The organism is Acinetobacter sp., from assembly GCF_045628685.1.
GTDB lineage: Bacteria > Pseudomonadota > Gammaproteobacteria > Pseudomonadales > Moraxellaceae > Acinetobacter.
Genome location: NZ_JAZQPV010000091.1, coordinates 21,945 through 35,484, shown reverse-complemented (window position 1 = coordinate 35,484; position 13,540 = coordinate 21,945). Strand labels below are relative to the sequence as shown.

Below are 13,540 nucleotides of genomic sequence, written 5' to 3'. Positions count from 1 at the left end.
ACTAACAGTATTTGGAACTGCTCGTTTTATATAATCAATCTAGCAAAAAATTAACCCAAAATAAGCTGAGTTAAAGTCTAAATACAGCCGTAAATTATAGCATAAATTCTGTTGTTTTTGTCTCTTATCCTGCATCTTAATCTTGTTAATTTTCTTCAATTTATCGTTTATTTTTTAATCTGTTTTAATTGTCGGCATTTTGTGTGAATTAGTTCATTTTTTCACAAGTTTTAATTCCAATCTACCCAACCAGATGCCTTAGAATATTTCTCAATAGAGGTCGTCATTTCGTTCACTCCTATGCACAGAAAATTAATGATGAGTAAGCCATTCACACCTATCCATCCAAATCATCCAAACCCCCTTGAAATGATGTAATTTAACGCTCTTTGCAAAGCCATAAATCTTGTTTAAAGTTCAAATCAGTTAGCGCTAAATACAATCTTAAATATGTTTCATCAGCCATGATTATTTAATAAATTTTCTACAATAAAAAACACCCCTGAACAAAGTAGTAAAGCGTTGCTTTTACTGCTTGCACAAGAGTGTCTTTAGAAACAGGATTCAGAAATTAGATTTTAGAAACCAATTCAGGAATGACTGTGTTCAAGTCACCTACTAACCAGTAGTCAGCAACAGCATTGATTGGCGCTTCTTCATCTTTGTTGATCGCAACGATCACTTTAGAATCTTTCATACCAGCCAAATGCTGGATTGCACCAGAAATACCGACAGCGATGTACAGGTCAGGCGCAACGATCTTACCTGTTTGACCCACTTGCATGTCGTTAGGAACGAAGCCAGCATCCACTGCAGCACGTGAAGCACCTTGAGCAGCGCCCAACTTGTCCGCCAATGGATCAAGGATTTTGTGGTAGTTTTCACCTGAACCCACACCACGACCACCAGAAACAACAATACGAGCCGCTGTAAGTTCTGGACGTTCAGATTTAACAATCTCTTCAGAAATAAAAATAGAGATGCCAGCATCTTGAACATCACTTACAGCTTCAATCACTGCAGAACCACCTGTAGCGGCTACAGGATCAAATGCAGTACCACGAACAGTCGCAACAACGATAGATTCAGCAGATTCAACCGTTGCAATTGCATTACCTGCATAGATTGGACGTTTAAAAGTTGTTGGGCTTTCAACAGCAATGATGTCAGTGATCATGCTTACGTCTAAAAGTGCAGCAGCGCGTGGCAATACGTTTTTGCCATTTGAGGTAGATGCAGCCAGGATATGTGAATAACCTTTGCCTAACTCTGCAACAAGTTTTGCTACGTTTTCAGCCAACTGGTTTGCATAAGCCGCGTTGTCAGCAAGTAATACTTTGCTCACACCCGCAACTTGAGCCGCTTGGTCAGCAACTGCTTGAGCACCAGAACCGGCAACCAATACAGTGATATCACCACCGATTTTTTGAGCTGCAGCAACAACGTTTAAAGTTGCACCGTTTAGTGCTTTATTGTCGTGCTCAGCGATAACTAAAATACTCATGATATTATCCTTCTGTATTAGATCACTTTCGCTTCGTTTTTAAGTTTTTCAACAAGCTCGTCAACAGATTTCACTTGTACGCCAGCTTTACGCTCTGCTGGTGGTTCAACCTTCACTGTTTTAAGTTTAGTGGTCGCTGAAACGCCATAATCTGCAGGAGACTTCACATCAAGCGGTTTTTTACGCGCTTTCATGATGTTTGGAAGAGCAGCATAACGTGGCTCATTCAAACGTAAGTCAGTGGTGATAATTGCAGGAATGTTCAATTCAACAGTTTGTAAACCGCCGTCAACTTCACGAGTAACCTGAACTTTGTCGCCTGCCACATTCACTACAGAAGCAAATGTACCTTGACCTGCGCCAAGTAAAGCACCAAGCATCTGACCAACCTGGTTAGAGTCGTCATCAATTGCTTGTTTACCAAGAAGGATAAGTTCTGGCTTTTCTTGTTCTACAATTCCTTTCAAGATTTTAGCAACTTCAAGTGCACCAATCTCATCAGCAGTTTCTACCAAGATACCGCGGTCAGCACCCAAAGCCATAGCAGAACGGATTTGTTCTTGCGCTTCTTTAGGACCGATAGAAACCACAACGATTTCTGAAACTGTTCCTTTTTCTTTTAAACGAACCGCTTCTTCCACTGCGATTTCACAGAATGGGTTGATCGACATTTTAACGTTAGTAAGGTCTACCCCACTATTGTCCGGTTTAACGCGAACTTTAACGTTGGCATCAACCACACGTTTTACAGCAACAAGAGCCTTCATGTAATCCTCGGCTGTTTCAGCAAAAGTAAATGTTGAGAAAAGTTAGAATAACTCTTCACTTAAAATTTTTAGGTGCCCTATCTTGCAATGCGTATGGCATTTCGGTCAAGTCACAATTATCGAAAGAGCTGTAAAAATGCGTAAAATTACTTGAACTAGACGTTCATATTTTTTTGAATTGTTTTTATTAAGATGAATTCGCTCAATATTTATTTATTTTTTAAGCATTGATTTTTATTATGTTTTTATTTGATTAACCTCATCAAAAGTTCTGATTTAATGCTGGTTTTAGATTGGTTGTTGGCTTGGAGACGTTATCCTTCTTGTACAAAAGGCAAAGTTGTGAAATGTCATTTAAGACAGAGCAGAAGCATTTACTTTATATGTTTGCAGAAAATATGATCATTTTTTAGATTAAACGGGTAATAAATTAGTTTTAATTTACAAATCCAGGCCACTTATAAAAAGCATGTCATTAGGACATGCTTTTTATAAACATTTCAATGAATGATTAACCAGGTCGCAGCAAGCATGAGTAAACCGCCCGAACCGCCATCAATCCATTTTTGTTTACGTTCATCGATCTGGTTTTTTTGAGTAATTTTGGCAAAGACCACACTCAAACTGCAGTACACCACAAAGATCAATCCGATAAAAATAAACGACAGGATGAGGCCTTGGGTCACAGTATCTCCGCTTTTATTAATGAATTGCGGCAAAATTGCAAAGTAAATCAACATACCTTTTGGATTCAGTAAAGCGGTAAAGAAGCCTTTTTGAACTGGCTTGGATGTACTTTTATTTTCAATTGCCAGTTTTTTATTGCTAAAAACCGACTTGATTAAACTAAAAGCCAAAAATAACAGATAAGCAATCCCGAGCCAGCGAATGCTTTCAAATAACACCGGAAAAGAAACAATAATGGCTGCGATGCCCAAAGCGACCAAAACAGAATGTACCAAATACCCCAGACACACCCCGACCGTTGCCATCATGCCTGCTTTTGCATCTTTTCCCATCACTTGTGACAGAATAAATAACATATCTGGTCCAGGTGTAAAAATAAGCGGGATAACCGTTAGGGCAAACAGTGCAAATACAGACATTTCCTTTTCCCTTTCCATGGCTTGAAAGTGGAAATTAGTATCGAATAAATACTACAAAATAGGATTTCAATTTATTCTATAATTATGATTGTTTTTCAAATTATATTCTAATTTATGAAATTATCTTCCAATTTTATTTCAGTTAAGCTGGATCGTACCGATAAAAATATCATTCGAGCATTGCAACATAATGGGCGCATGCAAAATAACGATCTTGCCCGCGAAATCGGGCTATCCCCTTCTTCGTGTTTACGCCGGGTGAAATTGCTCGAAGAAGCCGGGGTCATTCAGAATTACACCACCGTGGTGGATCCCCAAAAAATCGGATTGCAGCTAATTTTGTTTTCGCGGATCTGGCTGGTGGGTCAAGATGCTGAAACCATTGACTGCTTTATTGCAGCCATGAAAGAGCTGCCTCAAGTGATGGAGTGCTATATTATTTTGGGTGAATGTGATGCTATGTTAAAAGTGGTAGTTCCCGACCTGGAAAGTTATCGCAAATTTCAGTCCACACATTTAACCAAGAAAAATGGCATTACCAGTGTCAAAACAGATTTACCCAGTCAAATTATTAAACAGAGTTTCCAGCTTCCCCTAGATGATCTTTAGTAATAAATGATGAGCATGCAGCTTGAGACATCACGCCTCATTTCAAGACCTTGGAAAGTGATCTCAAGCCGTTTTATGCGCTGAATTCTAACCCTGAAGTGATGCGATATTTTCCTGGTTGCTTAACTCAGGAGCAAAGTTATGCGCTGGCGCATAAGTTTCAAAGAATGATCGAAACTCAAGGTTGGGGGCTTGGGGCAGTCGAATTAAAAACAAGATAGAGATTTTATTGGCTTCACAGGATTAAATGCTCAACCGAGTCAATTTACCTTTTCGCCCTGTACCGAAATCGCTTGGCGACTTGAGCAGGAATATTGGGGGTCAAGGTTTTGCCACCGAAGCTGCAATTGCTTGTTTAAATTTTGCTTTTGATTCGATCAAGCTAAACTATGTGGTTGCATTCCTGCAGTACAAAACACAAAACCCCAAGCCGTTATGCAACGTTTAGGCATGCAATTTAAAGATCACTTCAACCACCCGGCTTTAGATAACCGTAGTCCCTTGCAAAGGCACGTGCTTTGTCAAATAAGTAATACTCAATTTAGGCAGACTAAAAAAACCAATCAAACATGATAATGTTGTAAAAAATCGCGGTGAATATGGCTTAAATCAATCAGGTCATATTCCTGAAGATTAAATATTCCCCACACCTCTAAAAAGTCTTGTTTTAAGTCAACATCCACCGTAGCGATCGGTCGCTGCTGCCATTGCAGATCTGAAATCCAGATATAGCCCTGCTGCGTCTCCGTATTGACCGCCTGTACCTTGCCTTCAGCATTGATGCCTTGAACATGGGTGTTTTCAGGCAAAGATGGCTCAATAGTGGGCAAACTTATTTCAACAAAATGCTTCACCTGACGCAGACCATAGCCTGCAAAAATCTCTTTTTGCTCACTACTCAATCGATCATATTTTTCCTGAATCTCTGAAACCATTGTTTTCCCTATCATTTTTGACTTCCAAAATTTGTATAACATCCAGTGGAACAACAAATAATTTCATTACTCTGCATTATTCATGCCACCCATTTCATATTTATACTTGATTTTTATACCTCATAAATTGGCTTTTTATTATTCTACAATAGTTTAAAACGCCAGCGATATTGCGTAATACTCGCCATAGATTTATTTAATTTTCATTAATTGATGTTGTTTTTTCTAAAAAATATAGAATCCCGTTAAAGACAGGCCCTAGATAGTTTTAAATATTTATGACGATTTTTTATGTTGTGCACGCGGATGTGCCTGATCATAAACTTGCGCTAAATGATCAAAATCAACATGAGTATAAATTTGTGTAGTAGTTAAATTGCTGTGCCCCAACATTTCTTGTACAGCGCGTAAATCTCCGCTATTAGACAACATATGACTGGCAAAACAGTGACGCAATAAATGCGGATGCAAGTCGACATTTACCCCTGCACGTTGTGCCTGTAACTTAACCCGGTTTTCAATTTGTCGCGCACCCAGTGGATTGCCCTTTTGCGTAATAAACACATTCGCATCAGGCACAAAGTCACCATTCCATAATGGATAAACTTGCAGCCACAGCATTACGGCATCTTTGGCTTTAGAACCAAAAGGCACTACTCGGGTTTTATTGCCTTTACCGGTAATGCGTAACAGTTGCCGATTAAAATCGATATCCTTAATGCGCAAGCCTTGGACTTCAGCCAGTCGCAAACCACTTGAGTAAAGCAGCTCCAAGATGGCTTTATCGCGTAACCACATTTGTTGTTCGCCCGGTTTTTCAGGTTTGGGTTGATCTAAAATTTGATTAATGGTTTCAATATCTACCATTCCCGGCAGCGGTCTAGGCAAACGTTTTAACTGAAAATCATCGGCGGGATTAAAAGCCAGATATTGTCCTTGCTCGGCCCATTTCATGAATTGACGGATGGAAGATAAAAGACGTTGCAAACTGCTAGAGCTTAGTTGCTGCTGTTCGACTTTTTGCGCCAAGAACTCACGCAAATCGGTAGATTCAACATCCGCTAAATTGAGTTTTTTGATTTCACAAAAATTTAAAAAATCTGAAATATCACGCTCATAAGCCTGCAAAGTATGTTTGGACTGATTTTGAATTTCTCGTTCTTTTAACCACATCAGCAATAAATCAGCAGGAGAACGTATCTGCATCTCTGGATCAATCACGTTTTTTCTCACTGTATTTATCGGTGCCCTTTAACGACAATTATAGAATTTATATTTAAACCGCTTCAATTTAACAATCAAGCACATCACAGGATACGCCCTTTTCGTCCATTGTATCTATTTGATTCTAACTTGCATAATCCATGATTCCACAGACAAAAAAGCACCATCAACATGACAGTGCTTTTTCGATCAAACCCTACGTTTCTATTGTTGGTAAAAACTTAGATCAATACGGCCTTCATAGACATTTGCAGTTGGCCCAGTCATCCAGACCACATCACCTTCGCGCCACTCAATTTGCAGCTTACCACCGGCAAGTTCAATTTCTACCACATTGGCAAGCAAGCCACGGCGCATACCTGAAACTGCAGCTGCACAAGCACCGGTGCCACATGCCAGTGTCTCGCCCACACCCCGTTCAAACACACGTAAACGCGCATGATTTTCATCAATAATTTGCATAAATCCAGCATTGACACGTTGTGGAAAACGCTCATGCGATTCAATTTGAGGTCCTATGCCAGCAACATCAGCCGTAAGCACATCCGGAACAATGGTCACCGCATGCGGATTACCCATGTTCACCACATCAATGATAATACTTTCATCATTGGCTAGAGCTAAGCTGTATAGGTTCTCAGGCTGATCTGCAAGGAATGGAATCTGGTTTGGCAAGAATTTTGGATAACCCATATTCACACGAACCCAACCATTTTGACCCAGTTCAGGCTCTACAATACCCGCTTTGGTTTGCACTTTAATTTTGGTTTTTGTGGTCAATTTACGTTCATGCACAAAACGTGCAAAACAGCGAACTCCATTACCACATTGCTCGACTTCAGAACCATCCGCATTAAAAATACGATATTTAAAATCGACATTGGGTAAATCTGGCGGCTCAACAATGAGCAGCTGGTCGAAACCAATTCCGAAATGACGATCCGCCAAACGCTGAATGGTCATGGTATCCAAGTAAGCGCGCTGACTAATCAGATCAACCACCATAAAGTCATTGCCCAGACCATGCATTTTGGTAAATTCTAAAAACATCTTGAATTACTCCTTAAGGCAATAAACGTTCTTTATCCCACAATGATTCAATGCTTTCACGCTCACGAATCAAATGTGCCTGATCACCATCGACCATCACTTCAGCAGCACGACCACGGCTGTTGTAATTTGAACTCATTACAAAACCGTATGCCCCTGCGCCCAATACCGCAAGCACATCATTTTCCTGAAGCGCAAGCTTACGCTCTTTACCCAGGAAATCGCCGGTTTCACAAATCGCGCCGACCACATCCCATTCTTTCGCTTCAACATCGTGACGTGGAGTGACTTCCTGAATATCCATCCATGCTTCGTATAATGCTGGACGAATCAGATCATTCATTGCGGCATCAATAATCGCAAAATTACGGTGATTGGTCGGTTTCAATAAATCAACTTTAGTCAGTAATACCCCCGCATTGGCAGAGATACTACGACCCGGCTCCATATAGACTTTTAAACCGAGCTTTTCTAACGCCGGTTTTAGCGCATTGGCATATTCGACTACAGTGGGCGGTACTTCATCTTTATAAGTCACACCCAAACCACCACCGATGTCGATGTGTTTCAGATTGATACCGAGTTCTTTTAGTTTTTCAATCATCATGATTACACGATCAAGCGCATCGACAAAAGGTTGTGTTTCGGTCAACTGCGAACCGATATGACAGTCGATCCCGACCACATCCAGATTTGGCAAAGACGCTGCATACTGATAAGTTTCAAATACGCTGTCCGATGGAATACCAAATTTATTTTCCTTTAAACCAGTTGAAATATAAGGATGAGTTTTGGCATCGACATCTGGATTTACACGTAATGAAATGGGTGCTTTTTTGCCAAGTTCAGCCGCCACTTTTTGAATGCGATCCAGCTCTGCATAGGATTCAACGTTAAAGCAGGAAATACCTACTTCCAAGGCTTTTTTAATGTCCGCTTCTGATTTACCCAAGCCAGAGAACACAATTTTAGCTGCATCCCCACCCGCTTTCAGTACACGAGCAAGCTCACCGCCAGTGACAATATCAAAACCTGCACCCAGCTTCGCCAGTACATTCAAGACCGCTATATTAGAGTTCGACTTTACCGCAAAACAAATTTGATGATCGATAAAGCTAAATGCACGATCCATATCGAGATAATGCTTTTCAAAAGCTGCTTTTGAATAAACATAAAGTGGCGTGCCAAATTGCTGCGCAAGTTGTTGCAACGAACATTGCTCTGCGTGCAGAACCCCATTAATGCGGGTAAAACTCATGAATGTATCCTTTCTATGATGCGTTTAAATATTGAAAATTAATCTGTTTCAGCAGATGAGGCAGGAAGCTCTTGTTGTACCGGAGCTGCTTCTTTCTGTTCAGACTGCTGTTTTGAATCGACATTGGGATATAACAAATATTTTGCACGCTTGTCATAATCTGGATCACTCGGTAACTGCAAAGCTCCCGATTGACCACAACCGACCAAGGCAAAACCTGTTGCCAATAAACTGATGTAGCAAATGACAAGACGCATCTGACCACCTATCCTATATTTTCGAAGAAGTATAACTCGATCACTGCCGTGACCAAAGTGCTAAACGCTAGAGATTATCGCTAGTTAAAAAAAAACGCCAGTTTTCAGACTGGCGTTTTCATCAACAAAAGGCTTATTTATGTTTCGGTTTGTAGAAACCAAAGTAACCAATAATCAAAATAATGAACCAGATTGGGCTCACCATTAAGGCACGCATAGTATCTGCTTCTAATGACAAAACGTAAATCATGCCAATGAAGAAGATGATGACCACCCAACAGGTCAACAATCCACCCGGTAATTTAAAGGTTGATTTGGCATGCAGTTCTGGACGGGTTTTATAGTAAACAATATAACTCCAGATAATCATCAGCCATACACAAATGAACAGGATGGTTGAAAGCGTGGTTGCCAAAGTAAAGGCTTCAACAGTGTTCGGTACAAAGTACTGTAATGCAGCACCCAAAAGTAAACACACTGCAGAGAAATACAAGGCATTCGCAGGAACTGCACGTTTATTTAAATGTCCAAATGCTTTTGGACCTTGTTCTTCACGTGACAGGCCGAACAGCATACGGCTAGTCGAGAATACCCCGCTGTTCATGGATGACATGACTGAAGACAACACCACCAGATTCATGATAATCGCTGCGGCAGCAATACCCGCCTGGCTAAACAGGTTTACAAACGGACTGATGCTCGGATCAATTTTATTCCATGGCGTTACCGACATCACAATCACCAGTGCAAGCACATAGAAAATAATGATACGAATCGGAATCGAGTTGACCGCTTTAGGCAAGTTGCGCTCTGGATCTTTGGTTTCAGCCGCAGTTGTACCAACCAGCTCAACGCCCACAAAGGCGAAGATTGCAATCTGGAAGCCTGCCAAGAAACCTGTCACTCCGGTTGGAAATATGCCACCATGTGACCAAAGATTGGTAAATGCAGCCACTTCACCCGCAGTAGAAGTAAATCCGGTAAAGATCATCCATAAACCAGCGCCAATCAGCACCACAATGGCAATAATCTTAATAAGAGCAAACCAGAACTCTAATTCACCGAATAATTTTACCGTGACCAGATTCAAACCCATAATAAATACAATCGCCGCGATACTGATCATGACCCCTTCGCCAGGCGTAAATGGCAACCCTCCGTTAAAGAATTGCAGGTAATAAATGATCGCGGACAAGTCTGCAATGCCAATAGTGATCCAGCACAGCCAATAGGTCCAGCCGACAAAATAACCCGCCCATGGACCGATTAAATCGGTTGCAAAATCAATAAAAGACTTATATTGCAAGTTAGACAGTAACAGTTCGCCAAGCGCGCGCATGACCAAAAAAACCATAAAACCAATAATCATATAAATGATTAGAATTGAAGGTCCTGCCAGACTAATGGTTTTACCCGAGCCCATGAACAATCCTGTACCAATTGCCCCACCTATTGCAATCAATTGCAAATGTCGATTAGACAAACTCCGTTGTAGTTCGCCGCCTTCACTGGTCGAACCTCTATTTTGATTTGACATTATTTCATTCATCTTCGACGTCTATCGCAACAAATTACCCCAAAAAAAGCAGAAAACAACAAAAAACTGTGAACTATCTATATTTTCCCATTAAGTAAAAAAGTTAATTTATTTTTCTCATATATAAAATAAATGAATAATTGATTTAAAAATAAACATTAAAAATTTATCTTTAAATACTTGTAAAAGTGCGGAACTTTAGCTAAAAAATAAATAACCTAAAGAATATGCTGATAAAAATTTAATTTTCAGTTAACAAAAATTAAAACACTTTTAAAGCATAAGGAATAAAAAATAGAAACGTTATAGCAAATAATCAGGAAGATCCAGATATGGCACATCACTTGCTTAAGCATTGATAAATCTAAATAAGCCATTTACTAAACTCAGGACGACAAGAAGAAGATATGATGCAAAACTTACAATCGATAATGGAAACGCTGAGCGGATGGGTCTGGGGTCCATATATGTTGGTACTGATTGTAGGTACCGGTGTATTTCTCACATTCCGTCTCATGTTCTGGCAAATTCGTATGCTGCCTTTGGCCTTTAAACAGGTTTTTGGCAAGCATCATCACACCAAATCACACGCAGGAGATATTTCACACTTTGCCTCCCTGATGACGGCACTTTCCGCCACCATTGGTACCGGTAATATCGCTGGTGTTGCAACCGCCTGCGTTCTGGGCGGTCCTGGAGCGGTCTTCTGGATGTGGATGACGGCTTTATTTGGTATGGCAACCAAATATGGTGAAGGTGTATTAGCAGTCAAATATCGCATTAAAAATGAAAATGGGCTAATGTCCGGTGGCCCCATGTATTACATCGAACATGGCTTAAAGTGGAAATGGCTTGCACTGATTTTTGCGTTTTTTGGTACTGTAGCTTCTTTTGGTATTGGCAGTTCCGTACAGTCCAATACGGTGGCACTTGCAGTACAAAACAGTATGGGCATTGAAACCTGGATCACGGGCATTGTGATTACTGTTTTTTCAGCATTGGTCATTTTAGGCGGTATTAGATCGATTGCCAAAGCAGCGACCCTGATTGTGCCTATTATGGCGGTTGGATATGTTACAGGCGGTCTGGTCATTATTCTCAATAACCTAGACCTGGTAATGCCTGCCCTGCAATTAATCTTTAAAGATGCATTTACCGGTGAAGCAGTCGCAGGCGGTGCAATTGGTGCAGTGATTCGTTACGGTGTCGCACGTGGTGTCTTCTCAAACGAAGCAGGCATGGGTTCTGCACCCATCGCAGCGGCGGCAGCAAAAACTGATCATCCCGTACGTCAGGGTCTAGTTTCCATGACCGGAACATTTATTGACACCATCATCGTTTGTAGTATTACCGGTATTGTCTTGGTGATGGGTTTCATTATGGCAGACAATAGTTTTGGCAATGAAACGGGTGCTGTACTAACGACGCATACCTTTGATCAATTATTGCCGGGTGTAGGCGGCTGGGTGGTCACATTGGGTATTATTTTCTTTGCCTATTCCACTATTTTGGGTTGGTGTTATTACGGGGAAAAATGCTGTACTTATATTTTTGGAGAAAAGTACGTACTGGCATATCGTATTATTTATATTGCTTCAGTCTTCATTGGCTGTATCGCCACCCTGGATCTGGTCTGGTTATTCGCCGATACATTCAATGGCTTAATGGCAGTTCCAAACTTAATTGCACTCCTATTCCTTTCTAGCGTAATTGTGAAAGAATCAAAAGATTTTATAGCCAAGCGTCAATCAGGTGAACTGTATTAATTCAAGTTTTTTATGATGACCCACAAGCCACCTTATAGGTGGCTTTTTTATTTGGATCTACCGCTGTATGCTGTAGCCAGTTTTTAATTTTGTATATTTCAAATAAAAATATGGCCAAAGCGAAAAGTGTTTATCGATGTGAACAATGTGGTGCTGACCATCTAAAATGGGCAGGTCAATGTAGCGAATGTGGTGAGTGGAACAGTCTGACCGAAGTCAGCATTGCACCTCCCGTGACTCATCGCGCACAGCCGAAAATAAGTGGCGGCTATGCTGGTCAAGTCGCGAATATCACCACCTTAAATAAAGTTTCTGTTTCACATGAATCACGCTTAGAAACTGGCATTAGTGAATTTGACCGGGTTCTGGGCGGCGGTCTGGTAACGGGTTCTGTAGTGCTGATTGGCGGTGACCCAGGAATTGGTAAATCCACGATTCTTTTACAAACCGCCACGCATATGGCATCTGCACAAAGTTCTGCGCTTTATGTCACGGGTGAGGAATCACTTTCACAGGTTGCTTTACGTGCCCACCGTCTGGAGTTGCCGACAGAGCACCTTCAAGTCATGGCGGAAACCTGTGTGGAACGTATTTGTGAAGTCCTGGCACAAGTACGTCCTGCCGTTGCCATTCTTGATTCCATTCAAACGTTATATACCGAAACCTTGCAATCTGCACCAGGCGGTGTGTCCCAAATTCGTGAATCTGCCGCATTACTGACCCGCTTTGCCAAAAACAGTGGCACCTCATTATTTCTTGTGGGGCATGTGACCAAAGAAGGTGCTTTGGCGGGTCCGCGTGTTCTGGAACATATGGTCGATTGTGTTTTGTATTTTGAAGGCCAATCTGACTCACGTTATCGCATGATTCGTGCGGTAAAAAACCGTTTTGGTGCAGTCAATGAATTGGGCGTGTTTGGCATGACCGAGAAAGGCTTGCGGGAAGTTTCCAATCCATCCGCTATTTTCCTAAGTCGTTATGATGAAGCCATTCCCGGTTCGATTGTGATGATTAGTCGTGAAGGTACCCGTCCACTCTTGGTTGAAGTGCAAGCATTGGTAGACGATGCACATGGCCAACCACGTCGTGTGGCCTTAGGTTTGGACCAGAACCGACTGAACATGTTGCTTGCGGTAATGCATCGTCATGGCGGGGTACAAACTGCAGGGCAAGATGTTTATGTCAATGTAGTCGGTGGTTTAAAAATCACCGAAACAGGGTCTGATTTGGCAGTTTTACTGGCCTGTGCTTCAAGCTTGCGTGGTAAAGCATTGCCTCAACAACTGGCTGTGTTTGGCGAAGTTGGGCTATCGGGTGAAATTCGCCCTGTGCCGAATGGTCAGGAACGATTAAAAGAAGCGGTTAAGCATGGTTTTAAGTACATTATTCTACCCAGAGGCAATGCGCCGCAAAAACCAATTCCGAATGTGCAGATCATTTCCGTGGCACGTTTACATGAAGCATTAAGCGAAGCCATGAGCTTAAGTGAAGAGTTGGCTTAAGCTTAAACATATGAAAAATTATGTA

12 protein-coding genes and 1 pseudogene are annotated in these 13,540 nt (G+C 41.3%); 4 read left to right on the top strand and 9 right to left on the bottom strand.

Going from position 1 to position 13,540, the window contains the following annotated elements:
- Positions 1-571: 571 nt before the first annotated feature.
- The 3 genes from ACKI4H_RS11880 to ACKI4H_RS11870 all read right to left on the bottom strand — a co-directional run bounded on the left by ACKI4H_RS11880 (position 572) and on the right by ACKI4H_RS11870 (position 3,377).
- Positions 572-1,504, bottom strand: a complete 933-nt coding sequence (locus ACKI4H_RS11880; RefSeq protein WP_407305960.1) for an FAD-binding protein — start codon at positions 1,502-1,504, stop codon at positions 572-574.
- Between the two features lie 17 nt (positions 1,505-1,521).
- Positions 1,522-2,271 carry an electron transfer flavoprotein subunit beta/FixA family protein gene (locus tag ACKI4H_RS11875; RefSeq protein ID WP_131268060.1) on the bottom strand — a complete coding sequence of 250 codons (750 nt, stop codon included), beginning with the start codon at positions 2,269-2,271 and terminating at the stop codon, positions 1,522-1,524.
- A gap of 500 nt (positions 2,272-2,771) precedes the next feature.
- Positions 2,772-3,377, bottom strand: a complete 606-nt coding sequence (locus ACKI4H_RS11870; protein WP_407305957.1) for a LysE family translocator — start codon at positions 3,375-3,377, stop codon at positions 2,772-2,774.
- Positions 3,378-3,491: 114 nt separating this feature from the next.
- Between ACKI4H_RS11870 and ACKI4H_RS11865 the strand changes: the two genes are divergently transcribed.
- Both ACKI4H_RS11865 and ACKI4H_RS11860 read left to right on the top strand, forming a co-directional pair.
- Positions 3,492-3,986 (top strand): Lrp/AsnC family transcriptional regulator, encoded by a 495-nt coding sequence (locus ACKI4H_RS11865; RefSeq protein WP_407305955.1) that lies wholly within the window; start codon positions 3,492-3,494, stop codon positions 3,984-3,986.
- A gap of 6 nt (positions 3,987-3,992) precedes the next feature.
- Positions 3,993-4,559: pseudogene (locus ACKI4H_RS11860) on the top strand (GNAT family N-acetyltransferase).
- Here the strand turns inward: ACKI4H_RS11860 and ACKI4H_RS11855 are convergent.
- From ACKI4H_RS11855 to ACKI4H_RS11830, 6 genes are all read right to left on the bottom strand, one after another.
- Positions 4,550-4,921: a hypothetical protein gene (locus ACKI4H_RS11855; RefSeq protein ID WP_407306090.1), complete on the bottom strand. Its 372-nt coding sequence runs from the start codon at positions 4,919-4,921 to the stop codon at positions 4,550-4,552. The pseudogene ACKI4H_RS11860 and the gene ACKI4H_RS11855 sit on opposite strands and share 10 nt — an antisense overlap.
- A gap of 276 nt (positions 4,922-5,197) precedes the next feature.
- Positions 5,198-6,094 carry a site-specific tyrosine recombinase/integron integrase gene (gene xerA / locus ACKI4H_RS11850; protein WP_407306088.1) on the bottom strand — a complete coding sequence of 299 codons (897 nt, stop codon included), beginning with the start codon at positions 6,092-6,094 and terminating at the stop codon, positions 5,198-5,200.
- A 255-nt stretch (positions 6,095-6,349) separates the two neighbouring features.
- Positions 6,350-7,195 carry a diaminopimelate epimerase gene (gene dapF, locus ACKI4H_RS11845; RefSeq protein ID WP_407305952.1) on the bottom strand — a complete coding sequence of 282 codons (846 nt, stop codon included), beginning with the start codon at positions 7,193-7,195 and terminating at the stop codon, positions 6,350-6,352.
- Positions 7,196-7,208: 13 nt separating this feature from the next.
- Positions 7,209-8,453, bottom strand: coding sequence for a diaminopimelate decarboxylase (gene lysA / locus ACKI4H_RS11840; RefSeq protein ID WP_407305949.1), 1,245 nt, complete (start codon positions 8,451-8,453; stop codon positions 7,209-7,211).
- 38 nt (positions 8,454-8,491) lie between these two features.
- On the bottom strand, positions 8,492-8,710 hold the full coding sequence (gene lptM, locus ACKI4H_RS11835) for an LPS translocon maturation chaperone LptM (protein ID WP_407305948.1): 219 nt from the start codon (positions 8,708-8,710) through the stop codon (positions 8,492-8,494).
- Between the two features lie 133 nt (positions 8,711-8,843).
- Positions 8,844-10,247 carry an amino acid permease gene (locus tag ACKI4H_RS11830; protein ID WP_407305946.1) on the bottom strand — a complete coding sequence of 468 codons (1,404 nt, stop codon included), beginning with the start codon at positions 10,245-10,247 and terminating at the stop codon, positions 8,844-8,846.
- A gap of 410 nt (positions 10,248-10,657) precedes the next feature.
- Here ACKI4H_RS11830 and ACKI4H_RS11825 point away from each other — a divergent pair, with 410 nt between their 5' ends.
- Both ACKI4H_RS11825 and radA read left to right on the top strand, forming a co-directional pair.
- Positions 10,658-12,013 carry an alanine/glycine:cation symporter family protein gene (locus ACKI4H_RS11825; RefSeq protein WP_407306086.1) on the top strand — a complete coding sequence of 452 codons (1,356 nt, stop codon included), beginning with the start codon at positions 10,658-10,660 and terminating at the stop codon, positions 12,011-12,013.
- A gap of 110 nt (positions 12,014-12,123) precedes the next feature.
- Positions 12,124-13,515: a DNA repair protein RadA gene (gene radA, locus ACKI4H_RS11820; protein ID WP_407305944.1), complete on the top strand. Its 1,392-nt coding sequence runs from the start codon at positions 12,124-12,126 to the stop codon at positions 13,513-13,515.
- Positions 13,516-13,540: the final 25 nt, after the last annotated feature.

Excerpts from the sequence above, each read along its gene's own strand:
- ACKI4H_RS11880 (WP_407305960.1), bottom strand. The coding sequence starts at position 1,504 with ATGAGTATTTTAGTTATCGCTGAGCACGACAATAAAGCACTAAACGGT.
- ACKI4H_RS11875 (WP_131268060.1), bottom strand. The coding sequence starts at position 2,271 with ATGAAGGCTCTTGTTGCTGTAAAACGTGTGGTTGATGCCAACGTTAAA.
- ACKI4H_RS11870 (WP_407305957.1), bottom strand. The coding sequence starts at position 3,377 with ATGTCTGTATTTGCACTGTTTGCCCTAACGGTTATCCCGCTTATTTTT.
- ACKI4H_RS11865 (WP_407305955.1), top strand. The coding sequence starts at position 3,492 with ATGAAATTATCTTCCAATTTTATTTCAGTTAAGCTGGATCGTACCGAT.
- ACKI4H_RS11855 (WP_407306090.1), bottom strand. The coding sequence starts at position 4,921 with ATGGTTTCAGAGATTCAGGAAAAATATGATCGATTGAGTAGTGAGCAA.
- xerA (WP_407306088.1), bottom strand. The coding sequence starts at position 6,094 with ATGTGGTTAAAAGAACGAGAAATTCAAAATCAGTCCAAACATACTTTG.
- dapF (WP_407305952.1), bottom strand. The coding sequence starts at position 7,195 with ATGTTTTTAGAATTTACCAAAATGCATGGTCTGGGCAATGACTTTATG.
- lysA (WP_407305949.1), bottom strand. The coding sequence starts at position 8,453 with ATGAGTTTTACCCGCATTAATGGGGTTCTGCACGCAGAGCAATGTTCG.
- lptM (WP_407305948.1), bottom strand. The coding sequence starts at position 8,710 with ATGCGTCTTGTCATTTGCTACATCAGTTTATTGGCAACAGGTTTTGCC.
- ACKI4H_RS11830 (WP_407305946.1), bottom strand. The coding sequence starts at position 10,247 with ATGTCAAATCAAAATAGAGGTTCGACCAGTGAAGGCGGCGAACTACAA.
- ACKI4H_RS11825 (WP_407306086.1), top strand. The coding sequence starts at position 10,658 with ATGCAAAACTTACAATCGATAATGGAAACGCTGAGCGGATGGGTCTGG.
- radA (WP_407305944.1), top strand. The coding sequence starts at position 12,124 with ATGGCCAAAGCGAAAAGTGTTTATCGATGTGAACAATGTGGTGCTGAC.